Origin of the sequence: Vibrio proteolyticus NBRC 13287 (assembly GCF_000467125.1) — a bacterium.
GTDB lineage: Bacteria > Pseudomonadota > Gammaproteobacteria > Enterobacterales > Vibrionaceae > Vibrio > Vibrio proteolyticus.
The window spans coordinates 163062-183750 of sequence record NZ_BATJ01000011.1; the positions used below are offsets into that span (position 1 = coordinate 163062).

A 20689-nucleotide genomic window follows, 5' to 3' on the forward strand; every position below is an offset into this window, starting at 1 on the left:
GCAAACTACCCTGCGCGGAGCGTCCGCGCAGGGTCACATCAGTTTGCCACGCGTTCTATCGTTGTGATGCCAGTGCTGACGACTCGAGAAGCCGGCGCAGCCTGCACTTGCGCCCAGTGCTGTTCTGATCTCAGTACTCTCGGGCGAATCTGATAATTTTGTATTGCCGGAGCGTGTTCCTGCCGCTGATAATGGATTTCCCATTTTCGTGCCGAGGCGTTGTACTTCATGAACGCAAATGCGGTGATGTTCTCAATGGTGCTGTCACCATGCTGGTAGTAGCCATAGTCTCGGTAACTCATGTAGTTCAGCAAACCGTTACCATGCTCAGCCAGGTTGTTGTATTGGGTGTTTTCTTTCCCGCCTTCAACGTGATACACCCGCAGTGTGTTGTCATCCCACTCGTCGACAACAAAGGAGCATCCGCTAAAACTTGGCGTGAAAATGTATTGGGGGTCCCGATGCGGATTCGGATGCTTAGGCACATCCAGGAACTTACCTTGGGCAACCCAGTAGGCCAGTTGCGATGTGTTGTTGTCTGGTATTTCTCCGGCTGCCGTATCGACGATTTTCAATGCGCCGAGCGTGCCGTGATTGTGGCTGAATTGTAATCCGGTAAAGACCAGCTGTCCGCCATCCTGAATATCCTGACGGGTACTGGCGTGCAGAGTATTGAGTTGTCGGTTGAGCAAATCACAACTGACCGGTTGTTGGCCGAAATTACCCTTGAGCAGAGCGTCGGGTTTGACAGGCGAACCTGTTGCTTCCAGCGTGTCTTTTTTCATCATCTGAGGCGGCCGAGCGTTCGCAATGGTCCGTTCATCACCCGCCAGGATTCGGTTGGAGTGGACTGCGTCGATTTTGGCCACGTTAATCACAGGCAAGTTGTCGGGTACCGAGGCGTACATGATATGTAAGGCGTTGTCCGCAGCCTGGCGGTTGCTGTACTGCCCCCAGATATCGCCAAATGGGTACGCCGAGCCAACCTGATATTCAGTGATGACAGCTTTCACTGACTGGTCACTTTGTGGTCGCGCCCGCTTTTTGCAGCGGTGTTGACGCACGGCCGCAACGTTGTCCATATCAAGTCGGGTTGCGTGAGTATCCAGCCAGTTTGTGTCGATGGTAGCAAGAGTGTCTGCGTTTAGTTTGGTGCCACGGTAGAGCAAGTGCTGCGGAACGGCCGGTGATGATTCCACTTTGTAAGGCAACAGCAGCGTGGCTAACTGATGAGGTGACTGGAGTTCATCGCTCAACTGATGAGCGTCGGAGCGGGTGATTTGAAACGTCCACCGCCCATCGCCCATCAGGCGGTATTCTTTGTTCAGGTGGCCATCAATGAAGTGATAAAAATAGCCCTTTGTTACCCAGCACAAATAGTCGTCGACCTGCACGGCCAGTTTGACGGGCAAAAATTGCGCGTTGTTCACACCCGCACTTTGTCCGTTAGGTTGCAAGGTGTACTGTTCGGCCTGACCCGCGTTCTGAAACTGTTCGTGATAGAGGGTTTTTGGCTCTTGTACAAAGCAGCGCGCCGTTAACAGCGCGTGTCCGTCAGTGTCTGCGGTCTTAGTCCACTTGGTGATGGCAGGTTCGTTAGCAGTCCGGGCTAATGACCAAGTGCCTACTTGAAGCGGGGTCAGTTCATCTGGGGTACATAAGACTTTCAGGTTGCACTCATATTGCGGTGTGGGCGCAGGTTTTTCATTGACGATTCTGACTCCGGATGATGGAGCGCGAGGCGCTTCCTGAACAGGTTTATAGCCAGCTGGAACGTACTTTGGTTGCTTCATATAAGAGTGAAAGACGGACACACAATTTGGTTTGAGGATTTTAGCGGAAGCACGCGTTTAATGTTGCCTAAACCTCTAGGTGATTTGGCTGAATTGCCAGTCAAACGGTAACTGGTTGATTTTGTTCGAAATAAATGTGTTGGTTGATTGGAAATGAGTGTCCTATTCAGAACATGGATGCTGTTATTGATTTTAATCGCAGTAAATCTGACTTTAAGTGTGATGGGTGTCTTCTTGTGCTTGGGGGCAACCGAATTTCTCGCTGGCCTTTCTCGGCATTATAACCAGAGATAAGGTCGAAACGGGGGAGATAGAGCACTTCCCCCTGTCATATTGACTATATCCATAGCCGTCCACGATGGTATTGCAGACCGTCAGCACAATCCTGACCAAGCAGCACAGGCCCGTCGAGATCAACGATCTCGGCGCGTGTGGCCAGTGGCAGTGCGGCCTTCATTGCCATCGACGTCCCTAGCATACAACCCACCATGATGCTCATACCAAGACCGCGTGCTGCTTGCTCAAGCGCCAGAGCCTCAGTCAGGCCACCGCTCTTATCCAGTTTAATGTTGATCATTTCGTAACAGCCGGTCAGCCCTGGCAAATCGTCACGCGTGTGGCAGCTTTCGTCGGCGCACAAAGCTACCGGATGGGCGATATTCCTCAATCTCTCGTCTTCACCTTTCATCACAGGTTGCTCAATCATGGCGATGTCCAGCTCGGCTAACCTGACAAACAGATCTGCCAAATCGAGGTGCGTCCAGGCTTCATTCGCGTCCACAATGATTTTGGTGCTCGGTACCGAAGCTCGTACCGCTTGTAAACGTTCAATAATCTGCTGTTCATCGAGCTTGATTTTTAGTAATGAGGCGCCGCTTGCAACATACTCACTGGCTTGTTCAGCCATTGCGGATGGCGTATCCACGGACACCGTCATGGCCGTTTCTATGTTGGGCGAAATCGCGAAATACGGCGCCGGAAAGTGGCTGTCCGCCAGCGCTGCTTCGAGGCGCCACAACGCACAATCGAGCGCATTGCGTGCCGCGCCGGCGGGTTGTTGTTGCAGATCTTGTCTGGCCACATTGGGCGTCAAGTGTTGGATAGTGCGGCTGAACTGACGGATCTGCTCCTGCACTGAAGTGACCGACTCGCCATAGCGGGGATAGGGGGTGCACTCTGCTTCACTTTGCAGGCCGTGATAATCCAGGGTCACCCGGACCACATCACAATGGGTACGAGCGCCTCGTGCAATACGAAACGCGCGCGCCATTTCAATAGAATGAGCCTGAGATTGAATACTTATCATGCGTTTAATCCTCCGATGGCCAGGTGCGGATCGTGTCCGCAATCGATTGGATACCAAAGCGTACCGGATCCGTGACCGGTACCTGATAGTGCTCGCTCCATTGTGCGCACAAGGTTGCGGCTTGTTGACTATCTATTGCGCTGGTATTGAGACACATTCCGGCCAGGCGGACATTGGGATTGGTCACCCGCGCTGCCGCTAGATTGGCCGTGATGGTTTGTTCTATGGTGGGCAATGCCGCGTGGGGCAAATGGCGAATGTGCGCACGGCCTATCTCATGACACACTACCAGTGCATCTGGCTGTGCTCCGTGAAGTAAGCCCATACTTACGCCGGCAAATGATGGGTTAAACAACGACCCCTGGCCTTCGATAATATCCCACTCGTGATCCGAAAATGCCGGGCTAATGGCTTCAACAGCGCCGGAAATAAAGTCAGCGATCACCGCGTCAACCGCGATGCCGCGTCCTTCGATTAAAATGCCAGTCTGTCCGGTGGCCTGAAAGCGGGCCTTGACCCCCTGTTTGTTCAGCGCGTGCTCTAGTGCCAACGCCGAATACATTTTTCCTACTGAGCAGTCGGTACCAACGGTGAGCACTCGCTTACCGGCGCGCTTTTTGCCGTTGCCAACACTCAGTGGCAAATTATAATGACGCACATCGAAGAGGCGAGTTTTTCCTGCCTGTGCCAAATGCCGCAGTGCGTCAATGTCGTCAAGTCGCTGATGCATGCCCGAAGCAATATCAAACCCTTGTTCCGCGGCGGCAATCAGTGTGGCTTGCCAGTTTGCCGGGATCACTCCTCCGGCGTTGGCGGTGCCGATAACCAGAGTACGGGCGCCTTGGTGTTTTGCCTGTGTCAGGCTGAGATCCGGCAGGCCAAGGGAGACGGTATCCGTTGTCAGACGAATTTGACCGAGGCAACTGTCGGGACGCCATTGATGGATACCGCGCGCGGTTTTCGCAGCAATGGGATCGGTTACGTCACCGAGAAAAAGCAGGTAGGGTTGGGTGATGTTCATCAGCATTCCTTTGAGTTTGGTCTTGTCTCCTCACTCTAAGGCTGAGCCTTGCGCGTGCCGAATGCTTATTTGTTGCTCCCCTATAACGTGCGGTTATAGGGTGTTGAGTGTCTCAATGAACAGTCTGGTGGAGATGGATAACGGCGAGTGCTCGGCGTAGAGCACCGATACCGCAATCGGGATGGTGGGGGCCAGCGCACAGACATCAAGTCGGGTGGCATAATGACGTGCGGTCCATGGGTCGACAATCGCGATACCGGCGCCGTGTAACGCCAGTTCAGCCGCTGCTGCATAACTGCGAACGGTAATCGGGTGGTAATAGTTCGGGTCAATGGCGTGAATCACCTGATGCAACTGCATACCGAGAGGATCTCGCGGATCCAGTCCGATAACGGGCAGAGTTTGAGTCAGCAACGATGCCATGTTCAAAGGGGATGGCAAGTCTGTCCGGCTGAGCGAGTAGGGCAGCAGAGCCACCATTGTTTCCTTCAGTAGAGGAAGTTGAGCAACGCCGGTCGGGGCGTCCTCTCCAAAGCAAACTGCGACGTCCAGTTCATGGCGCAGCAGAGCATGGCACAGTTCATCGCGGTTCGCGGTCGCGAGTTCAAATGAGATCGCGTCATTGCGACGAAGACGGGCAATCGCTTCGGGGAGTAACTTGGTGGCCAGGACCGGTGGCGCGCCGATGCGAATATGCTGGCTGCCTTTTTTAACTTTGTTGGTTAATGCGCGAAACTGGCCGAGCTGTTGATATACCCGCTCCGCTTCTGGGAGCAGAGTTTGCGCCTCCGGAGTAGGGATAAGCCGTCCTTTCACTCGTTCGAACAGGGCAAACCCCAGTTGCTGTTCGGTGTGTGCCAGAACCCGGGTGACATTGGGCTGAGATACATGCAGATTCTTGGCGGCCCCAGAGACTGTGCCGGTTTGCATGATGGCGTAGAACACTTCCAACTGGCGCAGATTCATGGTGCTTCCCGGTAGGTAACGATACGGTCAATGTAATTCAATCCCTTAGCGAAGAAAAGTGTCAGTCCTGATCACGCCGCGCAATTTTATTCTTGATCACCCATCATGCTTATGACTAGAATCTGACCATCACTTCTTCAGGAGACTGCGCCACAATGGATATCTAACACCTGTCATCCAAACCAACATTTTTTCTTTTTTGGATATACAGGGTTAGTGGGCGTAGCTTCGTCATACCTGACTTTACACAATCGATTCGACTCTGATCACGCGTTAGCTGCGTCTGTGCCCCTGTCTACAGGAGGCTCAATGCCAACTCAATCTTCTTTACCTATGATTCAGGCGACTCACCTGAGCTACACCTTTGATAATGGTCATACCTTACTAAGTGAAATCAACGGCTTGCTAACCGATAAGCGCACTGGCTTAGTCGGTCGCAATGGCGTTGGTAAGTCGGTACTGGCGTCACTGCTCAGTGGCGAATTGACGCCCACCGGCGGCAGTGTGCAATGTTCAGTCACGCTGCGTACTTACAGTCAACAACCGTCTCACCTGCTGAACTCTGAGTTGAGCGTGGCTGAATTTCTCGGCGTATGGCCGGTGCTGGACGCGCTGCAACAGATAGAAAATGGCCACTGCGACCCGGAACTCTTCGAACGTGTGGGTGAGCGCTGGACTCTGCGTGACGAATTGGCAAAGCTGATGCTCTCGCTTGGTCTGCCGGACAATGTGCACTTACCATGCCGGGCATTAAGCGGTGGGCAGCTTTCGCGTCTGCAATTGTGGCAGTTGTTTCAATCAACCGCTGAGCTTTTGATTCTGGATGAACCGTCGAATCACCTGGACGAAACCGCACGACAATGGCTGGTGGCTCAAATGCGTGAATTTTCTGGTTCTATATTGCTCGTCAGCCACGACCGGATTCTGCTGCGGGAAATGGCTCAAATCTGGGAACTTGGTTCACTGGGTTTGACCCAGTACGGCGGAAACTACGACCACTACGTGGCGCAGAAACATGCAGAGCAAACCGCGTTGACACGCCAGTGCCAGCGGCTGGATAAAGAACACAAGCAGCTCGCGCGTCAGATACAGCGTAATCAGGAGAAGGCTGAACAGCGTTCTGCCCAGGGCAGGCAGTTACGTCGTCAGGGAGGCGTACCGAAGATCGTGTTAAATCAGCGCCGCAGCGATGCATCGGCCAGTGCGTCCGGACGGATTCGCGCCGGGCAGCAGCGGCAGAGTGAACTGCATCGCAAGCGTGAAGCGGTTCAGGACAAACTCGATCCGGCGGTGAAACCTAAGATCTACCTGCCGGTGACGCAAGGTTCGGCAGCCACACTGGTGACGCTGCGTGACCTTATTTTGCCATTTGGTAACGACACACCGATCAATCTCAGATTAACCGCGCGACATCGCTTGCTGCTCAGCGGTGACAATGGCAGTGGGAAATCGACGTTGTTGAAAATCATCAGCGGGGAGTGTTTTCCGCGTTCCGGAGAGCGACATATCAACACATCAGTGTGTTATCTGGATCAGCATTTCTCCCTCCTCACCAACGAATTCACTATGTTGGAGTGTCTGATGTCACTCTGCCGGGGGCTGGCAGAATCACAGGCTCGCACCCTTTTGGCGGGTATTGGCTTTCGTCGGGGCGCGGTATTTCGCCAAGTCTCTGTGCTCAGTGGCGGTGAGAAAATGAAACTCGCCATGTTGGTAGTGAGTCATCAACCGGGCTTTCCGCTGTTACTGTTGGATGAGCCGGACAACCATTTGGATTTGCTTTCTCGGCAGCAATTGGCGCAGGCACTGGCAGAGTATCAGGGGGCATTTGTCGTGGTCACGCACGACCAGGAATTCGCTCAGCAAGCCGGGGTACAGCAACAGTTGACGTTAATCAGAACTCGCGATTGATTTTGCCCAAACAACGAATTAACACTTCGCGTTCTTGTTGATCAACATGACGGGTGAGATCTTCCACCAGTGCTAAATGAAGTTGATTGTGATGGCGATGTAAGGCATCTCCGCTGGGGGTTAACTGGACGACAATCGAACGACGATCATCCGGATGAGGGCAACGCTCAATCAGCTCAGCCCTCACCAACTTGTCCACCTGAACGGTTAATGTGCCGGTGGTGATGCCCAGCCGGTCCGCCAGCTCTTTCATGCGCAGTGGACCGTGGTTGCCCAGTACCTCGATGGTGTGAATTTGCGCCAGAGAATACCCGGTGCCTTTCACCACAGACTGTTCCCACGAAGAGAGCTTGTCGTAAAATTCAATCAGTAGGTGGTTGAGAGTCTCTAGCGATGGCATGTTAGTGTCCGGTGGTAACTTCTAAGGTAAGGTGGTGAATCTTATCAAATTGTTCCAGTTGTTGCCTGTATTCATCGGTTGTTTTTTTGCAACGGGAGGTCAGGCTGATCGCCGCTGCGTAATGATCGGCACTGACTTTCCACACATGCAAGTCGGTCACGGTCGCGTCTTTTTCCAATTCTTGTTGTACCTGCCGCTTGTAGTCGTCATCAATACTCTCATCCAGCAGTATCGGACTGGTTTGTTTCATCAAACCCAGTGTCCATTTGGCGATCACCAGCGCCCCGACCATCCCCATCAGTGCATCGAGCCAGATCCAGCCAAGGTATTTACCGACGATCAGCGCCATGATAGCGAGCAAGGAGGTCAGAGCGTCGGCGAGAACATGCATGTAAGCCGCGCGCAGGTTATGGTCATGATGATGAGTGTGGTTTGAACCATGCTCGTGAGCGTGATGATCGTGACTGTGATGGTCACCCAGCAGCAGCATGCTGGCAAGGTTTACTACCAGGCCTATCACGGCGACGGCGATCGCCTCATTGAACTGAATCGTATGTGGGTTAAACAGACGCAGAAGCGATTCAACAAACATGATTAGAGCAACGATGCCCAGTGCAATTGCGCTGGTGTAGCTCCCCAAGACACTGACTTTGCCAGTACCAAAGGAAAAACGGCTGTCGCCAGCGTGCTGACGGGCATAGCGATAGGCGAACAACGTAATACAGAATGCGGCGGCATGGGTTCCCATGTGCCAGCCATCCGCCAGTAATGCCATGGAGCCATAAAGGGTGCCTGCGGCGATCTCCACGATCATCGTAATCAGTGTCAGCGCCAGAACATACTTGGTACGGCTTTCTCCGGCATGCTGAGCGGGATGTGCAGTGTGTTGATGCATTGAACAGCGAGAATTTGACATATTGTTTGATTTTCAAAGTATCTTATACGAGTAATATTTGATCATCAAACAATATGTGTCAAACCAATTTTATCTAACAGCTTGACGATACACTAACTTTTCCGTTGTTGAGTTTGCTAGTCTGGGCCATCAATATTCCTCAGGAGCGTGGTATGAATCGTTGGATTGACTGGGTTAAGCAGATCCGGGCCATCAGTCAGGCTGGGCTGACTTACTCCAAAGACAAATTTGATATTGAACGTTTTGTGCAGTTGGAAGCCATTGCTGCGGATATGTTTGCTCATCTGAGTAGTGCGCCGGTCGAGCAGGTGACAGAACTGTTTCTACCGGAAACCGGCTACCCAACGCCGAAAATAGATCTACGGGCTGGCGTGATTAGAGACGGTCAGATCTTACTGGTGCGTGAGCGCGAAGATGGGCTCTGGACACTACCTGGTGGCTGGGCTGATGTGTGTGAATCGCCGTCGGAGGGCGTGATTCGGGAAGTGCTGGAAGAATCCGGTTACGTGGTGGCAAACCCGAGGCTGGTTGCGGTGAAAGATCGAGATAAACATCCCTATCTACCCAAATATCCGTTTCACATCTATAAGCTGTTTTTCTTATGTGACTGGGTCGGCGGGAAAGCGCAGGACAACCTTGAGATATCTGAAATTGGCTTCTTTGCGCCGGATGCATTGCCGCCGTTGTCGTTGGGGCGGGTGAGCGCTGATGACATCGCTATGCTGTTTGAATATAACGCGCATCCTGATCAGCGGATATACGTTGACTAAACCAGAGGTGGTGACGAAAAAATACCGCGCATCAAGCCGATGCGCGGATTAAAAAGGGCACCATAAAATGGTTAGTTACAAATTGGAGATAAAGGCCATTCCGTTGACGACGGAACACCTCGAGGGATGAGCGCGTTTCCGATGATTTATCTGCCAATGCCAAGAAAATTAACATCAATTAACATTGTTGATAAAACGTTAATTTGGGAATCATAGTTTTCATATTTGTTAACCATACTTTTTGGGTATGTTGACGGTGTGCGAAATAATGCCTCGACGTCTACTCTAACTCTTTATTAAATAGAATAAATTTGTAGACAATATCGAGAATCATTCTTGTCTTCTGTTAGTGTATTTGGGCAGTAGAACCGTTGATCTGGCGCTGCGGGGAAAATGCACGATGGGAAATGGGATCATGCCCCGTTGACTTTATTATTTGTTAATTGTTTCAATCACTTTGGATGTTTAGGTGCAACAAGGTGAGTCAAAGTGGTCAGGACCGTGATTTTTTGCCTAAACCATGTTCAAGTGCACACGACCACTTTGACTCAGATAGGCTATCCCCAGTGCAGCACCTGCCAGTTGGGGTGATCCGCATGGCGCACCAGTTGCTCGCATGGGTTGACCAGATAAGCAAAATCCGCATGTTGACACAGGGGCAGATCGTTGATCGAATCGGTGAAGAAATGCACTTCGCTGTAGTTGTCAATGCTGTTAGCCAGCCATTGCTGTAAGCGGGTGACTTTGCCTTCCCGATAGCTGGGAATACCGAGGATCTGGCTGGTCAGCTTCTGATTGTGTTCCACCAAATCAATCCCCAGTGCGTGACGTATTCCGATGCGTCGAGCGACCGCTTCTACCAGAAAGGTAACTGATGCTGAAATGATCACCATGTCGATGCCATCCCGATTCAATTCGGCTATCAGGGTTTTGGATTGAGGGAATTGTCTGGGCAGAATGTGAGTGTCCACACACTCGTCGACTAAGGCCAGCACTTCCGCTTTAGGCATCTCCAACAAGGGGGCCATGGAAAATTGCAGGTAATCTTCCATCCGCATTTCTCCTTTCGCGTACAGGGCCATCAGCCGCTGATCTTCGGTCAGGAAATCCGGCGCGGTGGCAATCCCTTTTTCAACCAGAAATGCATTCCACAACATCGCACAGTCAGCGTTGATCAGTGTTTCATCCATATCAAAAACATAGAGTGGTCTGGACATGCTTACGCTCTCACTGGTTGAATTTCATTCAGATTAAACAACAACTCCATTTCGCTGCCGTTGGCCAGCAGTCGTTCAGAAGAACGGTTGAGCAGATCGACCGTGAGTTCGCAGTCACCGACGTTGACCTGATACCGAATGACATTACCCAATAACTGATGGCGTTTAACAGTGGCGCGTTGCGGGGCTGAGATGTGGCTTCCATAATGTCGCTCCGCTTCTCGCACGTAAATGGACTCCGGACGAATCGCAACGTTCGATTGAGTATCCAGATTGAACAGCTGTTTGGCCTGCCGGGCATCCACCAGATTGTAATGACCCATAAAACCGGCGACGAATTCATTGGCGGGCTGAGTGTAGATCTTTTCCGGTGAACCCGCTTGTACAATCTCGCCTTGGTTCATCAAAAAGATCCGGTCTGACAGAAGCATGGCTTCTTCCTGGTCATGGGTAACGAAAATTGTTGTCAGGTTGAGTTCTTTCTGGATATCGCGGATTTGTTGGCGCAAATGCTTGCGGATTTTGGCATCCAGAGCAGAAAGCGGCTCGTCCAGCAGTAAAATTCTTGGCTTGACCACCAGAGCGCGAGCCAGCGCGACACGTTGACGCTGGCCACCGGATAACTGATGCGGATACTGCTTTTCTTTGCCGTTTAACTCGACCAGTGCGATGACTTTGGCGGTTTCACGTTGAATGTGTTCGGGCGTGTGTTTGTGCATCTTGAGCCCGAAAGCGATGTTGTCTGCCACCGTCATATTAGGGAAAAGTGCGTAAGACTGGAACACCATGCCGATCCCGCGTTGCTGAGGAACCTGGTGAGTGATGTCTTCCCCATCCACACAAATGTTGCCTCCATCGACCGGGTTTAGCCCGGCAAGACTGCGCAGCAGGGTCGACTTACCACAGCCACTCGGGCCTAGTAGTGTCACAAATTCGCCCTGTTCAATGGTAAAAGCGATGTTGTTAAAAACGGTGTTGTCACCGAAGCGTTTGGTCAGTTGCTCGACCACGACATAACTCATAAAAAACTCCCGACTCAGCGCGATGGTTTGGAAAAGCGGCTGGCCAGCCATGTGAATAGGAAAATAAACAGGAAATAGGTCATGACCAGCGCTGAGGTAAAGTGTCCGCTGGTCTGACGCATGTTGTAGAGGTATATCTGCAAAGTTTCAAAACGGGTTCCGACCAGGATATTGGCGAAGACAAATTCGCCCAACAAGAAGGAAAACGACAGAAACAGTGACGCAAGCAGCCCCTTTTTCAAATTGGGGATCACGATCAGAAAAAATGCCTGACGGGTACTGGCACCGAGCAGGTGCGCTGCATCCATCAAATCGTGCAGATTGATGGCGGCGAAGCTGTTGGCGATGGCGCGGTACATAAATGGTAAGGCGATGGTGAAATAAGTGCCTATCAGTATCCAAGGCGTTCCGACCAGTGGAATCGTGCTGTCGGCATACAGTTGCAGCAAACCGACGGATGAAACCACCGGCGGAACAGCAAACGGCAACAGGATCAGGACATTCATGAGTTTGTCCAGCTTAGGGAAATAATAAAAAATCACAAACATCGCGGGTAGAATCAATCCCACACTGAGCGCCAGTGCGGCGAGACAAATCATCAGGGAACGACCAAAAGCCGCGAGAAAGCGCTCGTCGGTCAGCAGGCGCATGTACCAGTCGAGCGTAAGGCCATCTGGCAGGATTGTCGCTCCCCAGCGCGATGACAAGGAGTAAATCAGTGTCGCCAGGATCGGGATCAGCATTACACCGACGATCGTGTACACCACGGCTTTATGGTACGTGTTTGAATGGTGTCGCATCAGTATTTCCCTCCCGTCTTACTTTTGCCGACCAACCATTGATTAATCAGGGTAATAAAAGCCAGCAGGGCAATCAGAATGACGGAGATGGCAGCCGCCAGGTTGGGCTCCAGGAACAGATCGCCGGAAACCAGACTGGCGATGCGCACGGTAATGACGTTGTAATTGCCTGATGTCAACGCGTAGACACTGGCGTACGCGCCGATGGCGTTGGCCAGCAGAATAATGAAAGTGCCGAGCAGAGCGGGCGAGAGCACTGGCAGGGCGACTTTGAACCAGTATTGCCGGGTGTTGGCGCCCAGCAGGGCCGCTGCTTCCTGCCAGTCATCACGCAGCGCATCAAAGGCTGGATAGAGCAGCAAGACTGCCAGTGGGATCTGGAAATAAATGTAGATCATCAACAAACCCCATTTGCCGTACAGATTGAACTCGTCAATCAGCCCGGCTTGTTTCAGTAGCAGGGTCAGGGCGCCGTTCACGCCGAGAATGATAATGAAAGCGAAGGCCAGTGGTACACCAGCAAAGTTGCTGCTCATATTGGTAAACGCGATCACGCCATCACGCAAGCTAGAATCCACGCGTCGCAATGAGGCGACCAACAGCGCAGCGATCATCAGCCCGGCAAGGCTTGACCACAGCGCAAGCCACAGGCTGTTGCTAAAGCCCTGGAGCATAAAGGCGGAGTCGAAAATCTCTTGGTAATTAGCCAACGACCAGTCGCCGTCGTAGAGAAAACTGTTGATCAGTACCCACACCATGGGAGCGAGCTGAAACAGATAAAACACCAGCGCGAAAGGCACAAGCCACAAAGCGGGCTTGAGCTTTTTCCACTGGCGGGTAGCTGAGAATGCAGACGCGGGAGTGGCCTGCGTCACAACGGAACTGCTCATAATGCTAACAATGCCTGCGAGTAGGGTTTGGCGTGGTCCAGGTTCATTAGTTGGCAGACAGCGCCGCACAACTCGGTTTGTTTAACTTGACAGTCTTGATGAGTAAATTGGTCACCGATAACAAACAAGGGCACATCGCGCTCGTCGGCCAGAACCCCACCATGTGAGCGATCATTATTCATACCGTGATCGCTGGTTACCATCACCTGATACCCATCCGCCAGCCAGTTTTCGATGTAGTTTGACAGACAAATATCCGCACCGCGGGCACTGTTACGGTACTGGGGAGAATCCAGACCGAATTGATGGCCGTTGTCGTCAATGTTCATCGGATGGATCAGCAGAAAATCCGGGTTGTAAGTGCGGCGCAAATAATCGGCGTCTAAAAACAGCGCTTCGTCCGGATAGTGATCCCAGTGATAAAAGCAACCGTGTTGGATATTCAGTGTTGCATCATGGGTAAAGCGATCGCGTATAGGATCAAAGGGGGCGCGGTTGTAGAGTTCACTGACCCAATGATACGCCGCGGCTGCCGTGGTTTTCCCCTCGCGGCGTGCAAGGCTGAAAATAGAATCCTGATGCGACAGACGAACTATCTGATTATTGACTATCCCGCTTTCCACCGGTTTGACACCGGTCAGAATGCATTCGTACAGCGGGCGGGACATGGAGGGCAGTTCACACTGCAAAGGGTATAATGTCGCGCGTTGTTGCTCGATTAAACCGTTAAGGTAGCCCATGCAGTCACGGGCGACCTGATAGTTCAGTCCATCAAGCACAACAAGGATCACCTTATTGCTCATACAGACCTCTTATTGTTGGTGAATCAGCACGGATTCCTGCCATTGACGAGGCAGCTTACGAGCCGACTTTTCCCAGGCTTTGAAATCCGTTACCGGGTGAACATTGCCGTATTGATCGTTTGGCAGCAGTTTGTCTTGTACCGACTGAGGCAGCGTCACGTTGGTGCGGATCGGGCGGGCATAACCTTGCGCCAGGTTGATTTGCCCCTGATCGCTGAAGATGTACTCACGCGCCAGCTTGGCAGCACTTGGGTTTTTGGCGTACTTGTTGATGATGGTGGTGTAGCCAGAAATGACGGAGCCGTCCTGTGGAATGGTTACGGTAAAACGGCTGCGATCGATTTTGTCGCGATAGTTCAGCGCGTTGAAATCCCACAAAATGGCCACCTCCACTTCCCCTTTCTCCAGATTGGCAATACTTGGATCAGTGAATGACAGGCGGTTTTGTTTCGCCAGTTTAGAGAAAAACTCCAGCGCTGGTTTGAGGTTCGACTCATCGCCACCGTTGGCAAAGGCCGCTGCCAGCACCGCATTGTTGGCTTGCGCCGCGACACCTACGTCACCCACCGTCACTTTGTAATCACCTTTGAGCAGATCCTGCCAGCTTGTCGGCGCGCTTTTGACCAGATGGTTGTTGGTGATAAATGCAATCGTACCCGTGTAAGCCAGTGCCCAGTGACCGTCTTTGTCTTTGGCCCAGTCCGGAATATCATTCCACGTGGTCGGTTTATAGGGCTGTGTTACGCCTTTTTTAACGGCGACCCGAGCAAATGCAAAGCCTACATCGCCGATGTCCGCCGTGGCGTTCTTCTTCTCTGCTTCAAATTTCGCAATTTCCTGAGCCGAGCTCATGTCGGTGTCCTGATGTTTCAGGCCATACGTTTTTTCAAGATCCTGCCAAGTGTCTTTCCAGTTGGCCCAGCTGTCCGGCATGCCGACGCTGTAGACGGCGCCTTCTTGCTTCGCGGCGTTGGCCAGTGCTGCAACATCCGGGTCCTGTGCCAATACGCTTGTGGAAAGGGTTGCCGCAAGCAGCGTTGTGCTGGTCAGTAAAGTGCGGTTTCGCAACGTTTTCATTGTCTCTATCCTTCTGGACTAGGTCAGTAAGTTCGTTTTGTATCCTATGGAGACAATGTGACGCTTTAGGGGCGAATTTTTTACAGTTTTTATTAATTTATATGTCAGTTAATGGGTGTTGATGCTAAATGCAGGCATCAGTGGTTGTCATGAATCTGTTATCTACCTGCCGTATGGTTGAGCGCGAATAACCATCTGGACTAGGTCAGCATGTCAACACAACCCCATACTCAACTTGGAAGAATTAAGGCCAGCCTGCGCGAGCAGATCCGTGGTGGCATTATGGCGAAAGGGCAGAAATTGCCTTCTGAACGCGAACTGAGCGAGCTGTTTGCCACCACACGCATCACACTGAAAGACGCCCTGATTTCGCTGGAGACCGAGGGACTGATTTACCGAGAAGAGCGACGTGGCTGGTATGTGTCACCAGAACGCGTACGGTATAATCCTTTGTCTCGTGCCCACTTCCATCAGATGGTGCGTGAACAGAATCGCATTGCCGAGACGCGCCTGATCGGTGTGCGCAGCGAAATGGCGCAGGGGGAATATGCCACGGCGCTGGAAATTAGCCGCATCACGCCGATTCACGTCGTTGAACGTCTGCGTCATATTGATGGCCGGCCCGTGCTATTTGTCGAAAACTGTCTCAAGGCCGAGCTGTTTCCCGATATTCTGACAGAAAATCTGACCGGTTCACTGACGGGTCTGTTTCACACCCGGTATGGCTATCAGACGCACCGCTCGCGCTTTGACGTTATTCCCACGTCGGCGCCGGCTCGTGTGGCCAAAGCGCTGAATCTGGCCGAAGGTCAGCCTGTGCTGAAGATTTGCCGGGTTAATTATAAACAGGATGGCGTACTCATGGACTGTGAGCTTGAATACTGGCGGCCGGATGCCGTTATGATTCGGATTGACAGTGAAAATTGACAGAGGATACACACACGACGGTATACTGACTCAAAGCTTTCCTGACTTGGAGTATGTGCTTGTTGTTTGATTATTTTCGCCGTCGCGGCTTACTGACCATTGTTAAATTAATGAATCCCGTTCTGCGCAAAGGCTACGGAAGCCGGGATTATTTTTCGGCCGGTCAGGTTGAGCAAGGTGCGTCGCAAGTCCGCTTGTCGCCGCGTCAGAAACGCTGGGCGGAGGCTCTGTATACCGAAAACGTGGACGATGCTGATAGGGCGCGCATTCGAGCACTGTTGTTTGGTGGGCATGCGTACTGCGCCAAAGACGTATTGGCTCTGGGACAGAGTGGTCGCTGGGGGGGAGGAAAGATGCAGGATGACACCGCACACTGGCACGGCATGAACAGCCGCTTCTGATTCGAGAACGGCAGAAATTTCTGATTTATTGACCTGGGCGTCAATAGCTGGTGTCGACATGACATACTATGCTGTCTTTATCGATGGATAATTGAGCGGTTTCCCATTGCAAGTACAGCGCAAAAACAAACAGATCAGCATTGCTTATGCCAAAGCCAAGAAGATCATTGTCCTCAATCTGAAAGGTGGGGTGGGCAAGTCTACCTTTACTGCGAGCCTGATCAGCAAATTGATCGCCCACCAGTTTAAGGCGGAGCTGGTGGACTTTGACCGCCAGCAATCTACTTATCACTGGGCAGAGCCCATCGAAGAGGTGCCTTGCCAGTCATACAATCCGGCGCTGCGCAGTCTGTCCAGCATTGCTCTCACCTTGCAGGTCAGTACCGATTCTGATTTTGTGGTGATCGATTCTCCGGCTAATTTCTCGGAAGGGGAGTTGGTGCGTTATCTACGCTACGTAGATTACATCGTGATCCCGATGCAACCGTCGCCCATTGATTTGCATGCCTCTCTGCCGTTCATCAGTACCTTGATTGAACAGCACATCTATAAGCGAAAGAAAATTCAGCTGGGCTTTGTCATCAATCGGTGTTTTCAGGAGGATGCTCGTTTGACCCGGGTGCTGTCTCTGCTGAAACTCTTTCGTCAGTTCAAAACCTTAGGGATAATGAGTGAATCTCATCAGTATCAGGAACCGTTTCACCACAAACACTTAGTGGAGGCGGAGGGTATCGACAGTGTACTTTGGCACAACGTCTTGAAATGGCTGGAATAGAGTTCGGGATCTTCCACCAGAGCAGTCCCGCTATGGGTTTTGATTAATTGCACGGTGTTTCTTTTGACACTCCTCTGACAATTTGAGCTAGATCACATTTAGTATATCTGCGTCTAAATTGTCGGGAGTATCCCAATGAAAACAGATTCATTTGATCCGGTGAGCAGCGCACCGTCATCGACAGAAGTTATCAACGCGAAACGCGCTTTTTTAAACGTCTTTTCTAACGTGGCAGTGATGGCGGTGATTGCCATTGCTGTGAATCTGATGCTTCGATTGGATGTCTATTATTTTGGCAACAGTATGCCAGAATTCTCATTCACTGAGGTTAGTCAGTTAGTTTGTCTGACCATTGCCTTCGGCTGTTTTGCCCGGATCGCGCATCATCGCCCGGATTTGAAACACGTGGCGGCTTTAGCTTGTGGTTTATTTGCCGTTATGTTCATCCGCGAAATGGATAATACGCTTGATACTATCGCACATGGGTTCTGGAAATATCCGGCACTGGTCGCTGCTGGACTGGCAATCAGTTATGCCTATTCCGCCAAAGAGCGTATTGTGAATCAAATGGCCGTGATGGCAACATCGCATGGCGTCAACTTAGTGGTATCAGGCATTGTGCTGTTAGTGGTGTTTTCACGTCTGTTTGGGACCGGTTCTTTCTGGCAAGCCGTCATGGGAGAAGATTACGTTCGCATGGTGAAAAGCATCGCAGAAGAGGGCGCTGAACTGCTGTGTTACTCTCTGATTGCCTTTGCTTCGGTTAAAGCGTTACTGGGTTTTAAGACCAAGTAGACAAGCGTTGATATCGCAAAAACACCGCCCTAAGGGCGGTGTTTTTGTTTCAGGCGCTCAACTGCGGTCAGAACGCTGAGCCCGATCGTCTGGCTTATCGGCTTCGACGAGGTTTTCCAGCGAAGGAACGTGTTTGATCAGCAATGATTTGAGCTTGGCGGGTGTCACGGGTTTCGACAGGAAATCGTTCATTCCGACGTCAAAGCAGCGTTGCTTGTCCTCATGAATGATATTCGCGGTCAGGGCAATAATCGGAATGTGCTCAGCCCATTCGCACTCCGCGCGAATTCTCTGTGTCGCTTCATAACCATCCATCACCGGCATCTGACAGTCCATGAGAATCGCATCATAAAGTTGATCATGACAACGTTCGAGCGCGATTTGACCGTTCTCAGCAACGTCGACTGAGATGCCCATGTTGTTGAGCATGATTTTTACCACTTTCTGGTTTACCTGCGTGTCTTCCACCACCAGCATCCTGATTGGAGAGATCGTCACTTCCGCGCTGGCTTCTGCTGAGTTCAACATGCTGTTGCGTGGAAAGGTAAAGACCTGTCCTGCATTGGGTTCTTCTGGCGCGTTCATCTCAGAGGCGCGTTGGAGCGGTATTTCAAAATAGAAACAGCTGCCGAGTCCAAGTTCACTCACCACGCTCAGCTCGCCGCCCATCTTCGAAACAATGTTGCGACTGATCGCCAGACCCAGTCCAGTCCCCCCATACTGACGGGTGGTACTGCCATCGGCTTGCTGGAACTTGTCGAAGATCACGTCGATGTTGTTTTTATCGATCCCGATACCTGTATCTCGGACTTCAAACCGGAGCCGCTCTTGCTGCTCGTCTGTGTACAGTAAACGAGCTTCAAACTGAACGTACCCGTTGTGGGTAAATTTAATCGCATTCCCCAATAGGTTATTGAGGACTTGTTTCAGCCGGGTCGGGTCACCAATGATGGAGGTGGGAATCGTCGGGTCGATAATGCATTCAAACAGCAGGTTTTTCTCCTGAGCTTTGACTTTGAAGACGCCCGCTTGTTTGCGGATCAGCTCATGCAGGGCAATCGGAATGTGTTCCAGCTCCAGTCGCCCGGCTTCGATTTTAGAAAAGTCGAGAATGTCATTAATCACATCCAGCAGGTTGTTGGATGAGGTGTTTAGCACCTCCAGATACTCTTTTTGCTTGGAGGTGGCGTCCAATTCTTGTAATAAGGCCGATATACCGACGATGCCATTCATCGGGGTGCGGATCTCATGGCTCATATTGGCAAGGAATTCGCTTTTTTTCTGGTTGGCGACTTCGGCTTTCTGTTTCGCCAGAATCAGATCATTGTAGTTGGACTCAAGTCGCTCAACACATACGTTGTATTTCTCAGTCAGTGTGGTCAGTTCATCTTTAAACAGGCGTTTGGGAGGGGGAATGGCGCTTGGAGTCGGGCCGCCGCGGAAATCGCCCATGGCTTGTGTCAGCTCTGAGATCGGATGAATGATCAGTTTTAGAATAATGAACAGCAGAGCGGCAACCAAGGAGAAGGTTTCCAGTACGGTGATCAGGGTCTGGATCCAAAATTTACGAACCAGAGACGCATAGACCGAAGTCATGTCTATCTGCACCAGCAAAGTACCGAGGTCGTAGGTGTTTTTGCCCAAGTTGTGGGTGATGGGCCAAGAGTTCTCTATCTTTCTTCCGGTGACTCTTTCACCAAATGTGATAGTCGTTCCAAAACTGTCATTCACTTCGATATACGCGACGTCCGGATGCTGGAGAATACCTTGCGCTTGCGTGGCTAACTGATCACGATCTTCCACCCACAAGCTACTGCTGATACTCGACAAGTAGCTGTCTTTGATCAGTGCCATGTTTTGGCTGAGTTCTTTTAACTCATGTTTGTAGTCGAGGTAAAAGCTGGCGCTGGCGTTAAACAGAGCAAAAATACAACTCACAAGGATAGTGACGAACACAAGTTGTTTATCAATGCCTAAACGCCTTGGCCGGCGCAATTTCTGCCCCATATGCAATCAATGTGTATTCAATGAATGTATACTCTAAAGATAGTAGTAAAAATACATTAGTAAACTATTCTTATCCCAATACTCTCAAATACATGGAGGTAGAATGAGAATCATTGCTACTCTTTTAAGCGTTATAGTAAGTTGTCTGCTCAGTGCCTCATTGAGCGCTAAAACGATCAATTATTATGTGATTGCGAATCAGGCTCAGCCGTTTCAGATTGAGGAAAATGGCGAAAAACAATCCGGCATGGTGACAGATATCGTCAGGAAAGTATTTGAGAATAGCGACTACGAGATTGTTTATCATACCTACCCGTTTAATCGCATGATTGCGACATTGGAAGCCGGCGGCGAACCAAACTGGATTACATTCGGCAGCCCGAACTGGGGGAAAGTACAAGCGGAAAACTTGTCTGACAAGCCGATCTATACCGTCAAGCACACCTTGGTGACCAGTAAGAGGAATGCTTTTGAGTTCAATGGAATGGAATCCATGAAAGGCAAAGGGGTGGTGCTGTTGCTTGGTTTCGACTATCCAGATCTACTGCCGTATATTGAGAACGGCACGGTTGAAGATATAAGGGTCAAAGATTATCAGGCCGCCTTTCGTGTTGTGCAGCGCACCCCGGGTGATACCGCATTTGTAGAGATGGCGTCCCGCGTAAAATACAACATGAAAAAACTGGGTCTGAATCCACAGGATTTCATTACGCAACCGTTCAGTACCGTCATTCCGGATTATTCCATCTACCTGGCGTTTTCGCATCAGATGGAACCTGAAATACAGGATTTCATCAATCAGCGTCTTGAACAAATGCGAGTATCTGGGGAGCTGGATGCCATCATTGCCAACTATATTTGATTAAGGCCAGATGAGTATCTGGCCTTTGTA

General features: G+C 51.2%; 20 protein-coding genes. 7 read left to right on the forward strand and 13 right to left on the reverse strand.

Annotated features, from left to right (window positions below; genetic code table 11):
• Positions 1-38 precede the first annotated feature (38 nt).
• From VPR01S_RS21995 to VPR01S_RS14680, 4 genes are all read right to left on the reverse strand, one after another.
• Entirely contained in the window at positions 39-1793 is a 1755-nt protein-coding gene (locus VPR01S_RS21995) for a hypothetical protein (RefSeq protein WP_052035761.1), read from the reverse strand.
• 337 nt (positions 1794-2130) lie between these two features.
• Positions 2131-3096, reverse strand: coding sequence for an N-acetyl-D-Glu racemase DgcA (gene dgcA / locus VPR01S_RS14670; RefSeq protein ID WP_040902840.1), 966 nt, complete (start codon positions 3094-3096; stop codon positions 2131-2133).
• Between the two features lie 7 nt (positions 3097-3103).
• Positions 3104-4120, reverse strand: coding sequence for an N-acetyltransferase DgcN (gene dgcN, locus VPR01S_RS14675; protein ID WP_021706137.1), 1017 nt, complete (start codon positions 4118-4120; stop codon positions 3104-3106).
• Positions 4121-4213: 93 nt separating this feature from the next.
• Complete coding sequence (locus VPR01S_RS14680; RefSeq protein ID WP_021706138.1) at positions 4214-5086, reverse strand: LysR family transcriptional regulator; 873 nt, start codon at positions 5084-5086, stop codon at positions 4214-4216.
• A gap of 309 nt (positions 5087-5395) precedes the next feature.
• On the opposite strand from VPR01S_RS14680, the gene VPR01S_RS14685 reads away from it, so the two are divergent.
• Positions 5396-6997: an ABC-F family ATP-binding cassette domain-containing protein gene (locus VPR01S_RS14685; protein ID WP_021706139.1), complete on the forward strand. Its 1602-nt coding sequence runs from the start codon at positions 5396-5398 to the stop codon at positions 6995-6997.
• Here VPR01S_RS14685 and VPR01S_RS14690 read toward each other — a convergent pair.
• Positions 6981-7397 (reverse strand): MarR family winged helix-turn-helix transcriptional regulator, encoded by a 417-nt coding sequence (locus tag VPR01S_RS14690; RefSeq protein ID WP_021706140.1) that lies wholly within the window; start codon positions 7395-7397, stop codon positions 6981-6983. The two genes, VPR01S_RS14685 and VPR01S_RS14690, sit on opposite strands and share 17 nt — an antisense overlap.
• 1 nt (position 7398) lies before the next feature.
• Positions 7399-8313: a CDF family Co(II)/Ni(II) efflux transporter DmeF gene (gene dmeF, locus VPR01S_RS14695; protein ID WP_081693177.1), complete on the reverse strand. Its 915-nt coding sequence runs from the start codon at positions 8311-8313 to the stop codon at positions 7399-7401.
• A gap of 152 nt (positions 8314-8465) precedes the next feature.
• Between dmeF and VPR01S_RS14700 the strand changes: the two genes are divergently transcribed.
• A complete protein-coding gene (locus tag VPR01S_RS14700) occupies positions 8466-9083 on the forward strand; it encodes an NUDIX hydrolase (protein WP_021706142.1) in 618 nt (205 codons plus the stop codon).
• Between the two features lie 557 nt (positions 9084-9640).
• Here VPR01S_RS14700 and VPR01S_RS14705 read toward each other — a convergent pair.
• The 6 genes from VPR01S_RS14705 to VPR01S_RS14730 are packed head-to-tail and all read right to left on the reverse strand — an operon-like array spanning position 9641 to position 14892.
• Entirely contained in the window at positions 9641-10300 is a 660-nt protein-coding gene (locus VPR01S_RS14705) for an HAD family hydrolase (RefSeq protein ID WP_021706143.1), read from the reverse strand.
• 2 nt (positions 10301-10302) lie between these two features.
• Positions 10303-11322 carry an ABC transporter ATP-binding protein gene (locus VPR01S_RS14710; protein ID WP_021706144.1) on the reverse strand — a complete coding sequence of 340 codons (1020 nt, stop codon included), beginning with the start codon at positions 11320-11322 and terminating at the stop codon, positions 10303-10305.
• Positions 11323-11336: 14 nt separating this feature from the next.
• Entirely contained in the window at positions 11337-12122 is a 786-nt protein-coding gene (locus VPR01S_RS14715; RefSeq protein ID WP_021706145.1) for an ABC transporter permease, read from the reverse strand.
• Positions 12122-13012, reverse strand: a complete 891-nt coding sequence (locus tag VPR01S_RS14720; protein WP_040902816.1) for an ABC transporter permease — start codon at positions 13010-13012, stop codon at positions 12122-12124. The genes VPR01S_RS14715 and VPR01S_RS14720 overlap by 1 nt, the downstream gene beginning before the upstream one ends.
• The gene (locus VPR01S_RS14725; protein ID WP_021706147.1) at positions 13009-13815 is read right to left on the reverse strand and encodes an alkaline phosphatase family protein; all 807 of its coding nucleotides are present in this window, start codon (positions 13813-13815) and stop codon (positions 13009-13011) included. Before VPR01S_RS14725 ends, VPR01S_RS14720 begins: the two co-directional genes overlap by 4 nt.
• Before the next feature lie 9 nt (positions 13816-13824).
• Entirely contained in the window at positions 13825-14892 is a 1068-nt protein-coding gene (locus tag VPR01S_RS14730) for an ABC transporter substrate-binding protein (protein ID WP_021706148.1), read from the reverse strand.
• 210 nt (positions 14893-15102) lie between these two features.
• On the opposite strand from VPR01S_RS14730, the gene VPR01S_RS14735 reads away from it, so the two are divergent.
• The 4 genes from VPR01S_RS14735 (at position 15103) to VPR01S_RS14750 (ending at position 17790) form a co-directional block, all read left to right on the forward strand.
• Positions 15103-15819: a UTRA domain-containing protein gene (locus VPR01S_RS14735; RefSeq protein WP_021706149.1), complete on the forward strand. Its 717-nt coding sequence runs from the start codon at positions 15103-15105 to the stop codon at positions 15817-15819.
• Positions 15820-15878: 59 nt separating this feature from the next.
• A complete protein-coding gene (locus tag VPR01S_RS14740) occupies positions 15879-16220 on the forward strand; it encodes a DUF6559 family protein (RefSeq protein ID WP_021706150.1) in 342 nt (113 codons plus the stop codon).
• Positions 16221-16311: 91 nt separating this feature from the next.
• A complete protein-coding gene (locus tag VPR01S_RS14745) occupies positions 16312-16995 on the forward strand; it encodes a ParA family protein (protein WP_021706151.1) in 684 nt (227 codons plus the stop codon).
• 135 nt (positions 16996-17130) lie between these two features.
• Positions 17131-17790 (forward strand): hypothetical protein, encoded by a 660-nt coding sequence (locus VPR01S_RS14750; RefSeq protein ID WP_021706152.1) that lies wholly within the window; start codon positions 17131-17133, stop codon positions 17788-17790.
• A gap of 57 nt (positions 17791-17847) precedes the next feature.
• Here the strand turns inward: VPR01S_RS14750 and VPR01S_RS14755 are convergent, their stop codons facing one another.
• Positions 17848-19797: an ATP-binding protein gene (locus VPR01S_RS14755; protein ID WP_021706153.1), complete on the reverse strand. Its 1950-nt coding sequence runs from the start codon at positions 19795-19797 to the stop codon at positions 17848-17850.
• Between the two features lie 103 nt (positions 19798-19900).
• On the opposite strand from VPR01S_RS14755, the gene VPR01S_RS14760 reads away from it, so the two are divergent.
• Positions 19901-20659 carry a substrate-binding periplasmic protein gene (locus VPR01S_RS14760; RefSeq protein ID WP_021706154.1) on the forward strand — a complete coding sequence of 253 codons (759 nt, stop codon included), beginning with the start codon at positions 19901-19903 and terminating at the stop codon, positions 20657-20659.
• Positions 20660-20689 lie beyond the last annotated feature (30 nt).

Excerpts from the sequence above, each read along its gene's own strand:
- VPR01S_RS21995 (WP_052035761.1), bottom strand. The coding sequence starts at position 1,793 with ATGAAGCAACCAAAGTACGTTCCAGCTGGCTATAAACCTGTTCAGGAA.
- dgcN (WP_021706137.1), bottom strand. The coding sequence starts at position 4,120 with ATGAACATCACCCAACCCTACCTGCTTTTTCTCGGTGACGTAACCGAT.
- VPR01S_RS14680 (WP_021706138.1), bottom strand. The coding sequence starts at position 5,086 with ATGAATCTGCGCCAGTTGGAAGTGTTCTACGCCATCATGCAAACCGGC.
- VPR01S_RS14685 (WP_021706139.1), top strand. The coding sequence starts at position 5,396 with ATGCCAACTCAATCTTCTTTACCTATGATTCAGGCGACTCACCTGAGC.
- VPR01S_RS14690 (WP_021706140.1), bottom strand. The coding sequence starts at position 7,397 with ATGCCATCGCTAGAGACTCTCAACCACCTACTGATTGAATTTTACGAC.
- dmeF (WP_081693177.1), bottom strand. The coding sequence starts at position 8,313 with ATGTCAAATTCTCGCTGTTCAATGCATCAACACACTGCACATCCCGCT.
- VPR01S_RS14700 (WP_021706142.1), top strand. The coding sequence starts at position 8,466 with ATGAATCGTTGGATTGACTGGGTTAAGCAGATCCGGGCCATCAGTCAG.
- VPR01S_RS14705 (WP_021706143.1), bottom strand. The coding sequence starts at position 10,300 with ATGTCCAGACCACTCTATGTTTTTGATATGGATGAAACACTGATCAAC.
- VPR01S_RS14710 (WP_021706144.1), bottom strand. The coding sequence starts at position 11,322 with ATGAGTTATGTCGTGGTCGAGCAACTGACCAAACGCTTCGGTGACAAC.
- VPR01S_RS14715 (WP_021706145.1), bottom strand. The coding sequence starts at position 12,122 with ATGCGACACCATTCAAACACGTACCATAAAGCCGTGGTGTACACGATC.
- VPR01S_RS14720 (WP_040902816.1), bottom strand. The coding sequence starts at position 13,012 with ATGAGCAGTTCCGTTGTGACGCAGGCCACTCCCGCGTCTGCATTCTCA.
- VPR01S_RS14725 (WP_021706147.1), bottom strand. The coding sequence starts at position 13,815 with ATGAGCAATAAGGTGATCCTTGTTGTGCTTGATGGACTGAACTATCAG.
- VPR01S_RS14730 (WP_021706148.1), bottom strand. The coding sequence starts at position 14,892 with ATGAAAACGTTGCGAAACCGCACTTTACTGACCAGCACAACGCTGCTT.
- VPR01S_RS14735 (WP_021706149.1), top strand. The coding sequence starts at position 15,103 with ATGTCAACACAACCCCATACTCAACTTGGAAGAATTAAGGCCAGCCTG.
- VPR01S_RS14750 (WP_021706152.1), top strand. The coding sequence starts at position 17,131 with ATGAAAACAGATTCATTTGATCCGGTGAGCAGCGCACCGTCATCGACA.
- VPR01S_RS14755 (WP_021706153.1), bottom strand. The coding sequence starts at position 19,797 with ATGGGGCAGAAATTGCGCCGGCCAAGGCGTTTAGGCATTGATAAACAA.
- VPR01S_RS14760 (WP_021706154.1), top strand. The coding sequence starts at position 19,901 with ATGAGAATCATTGCTACTCTTTTAAGCGTTATAGTAAGTTGTCTGCTC.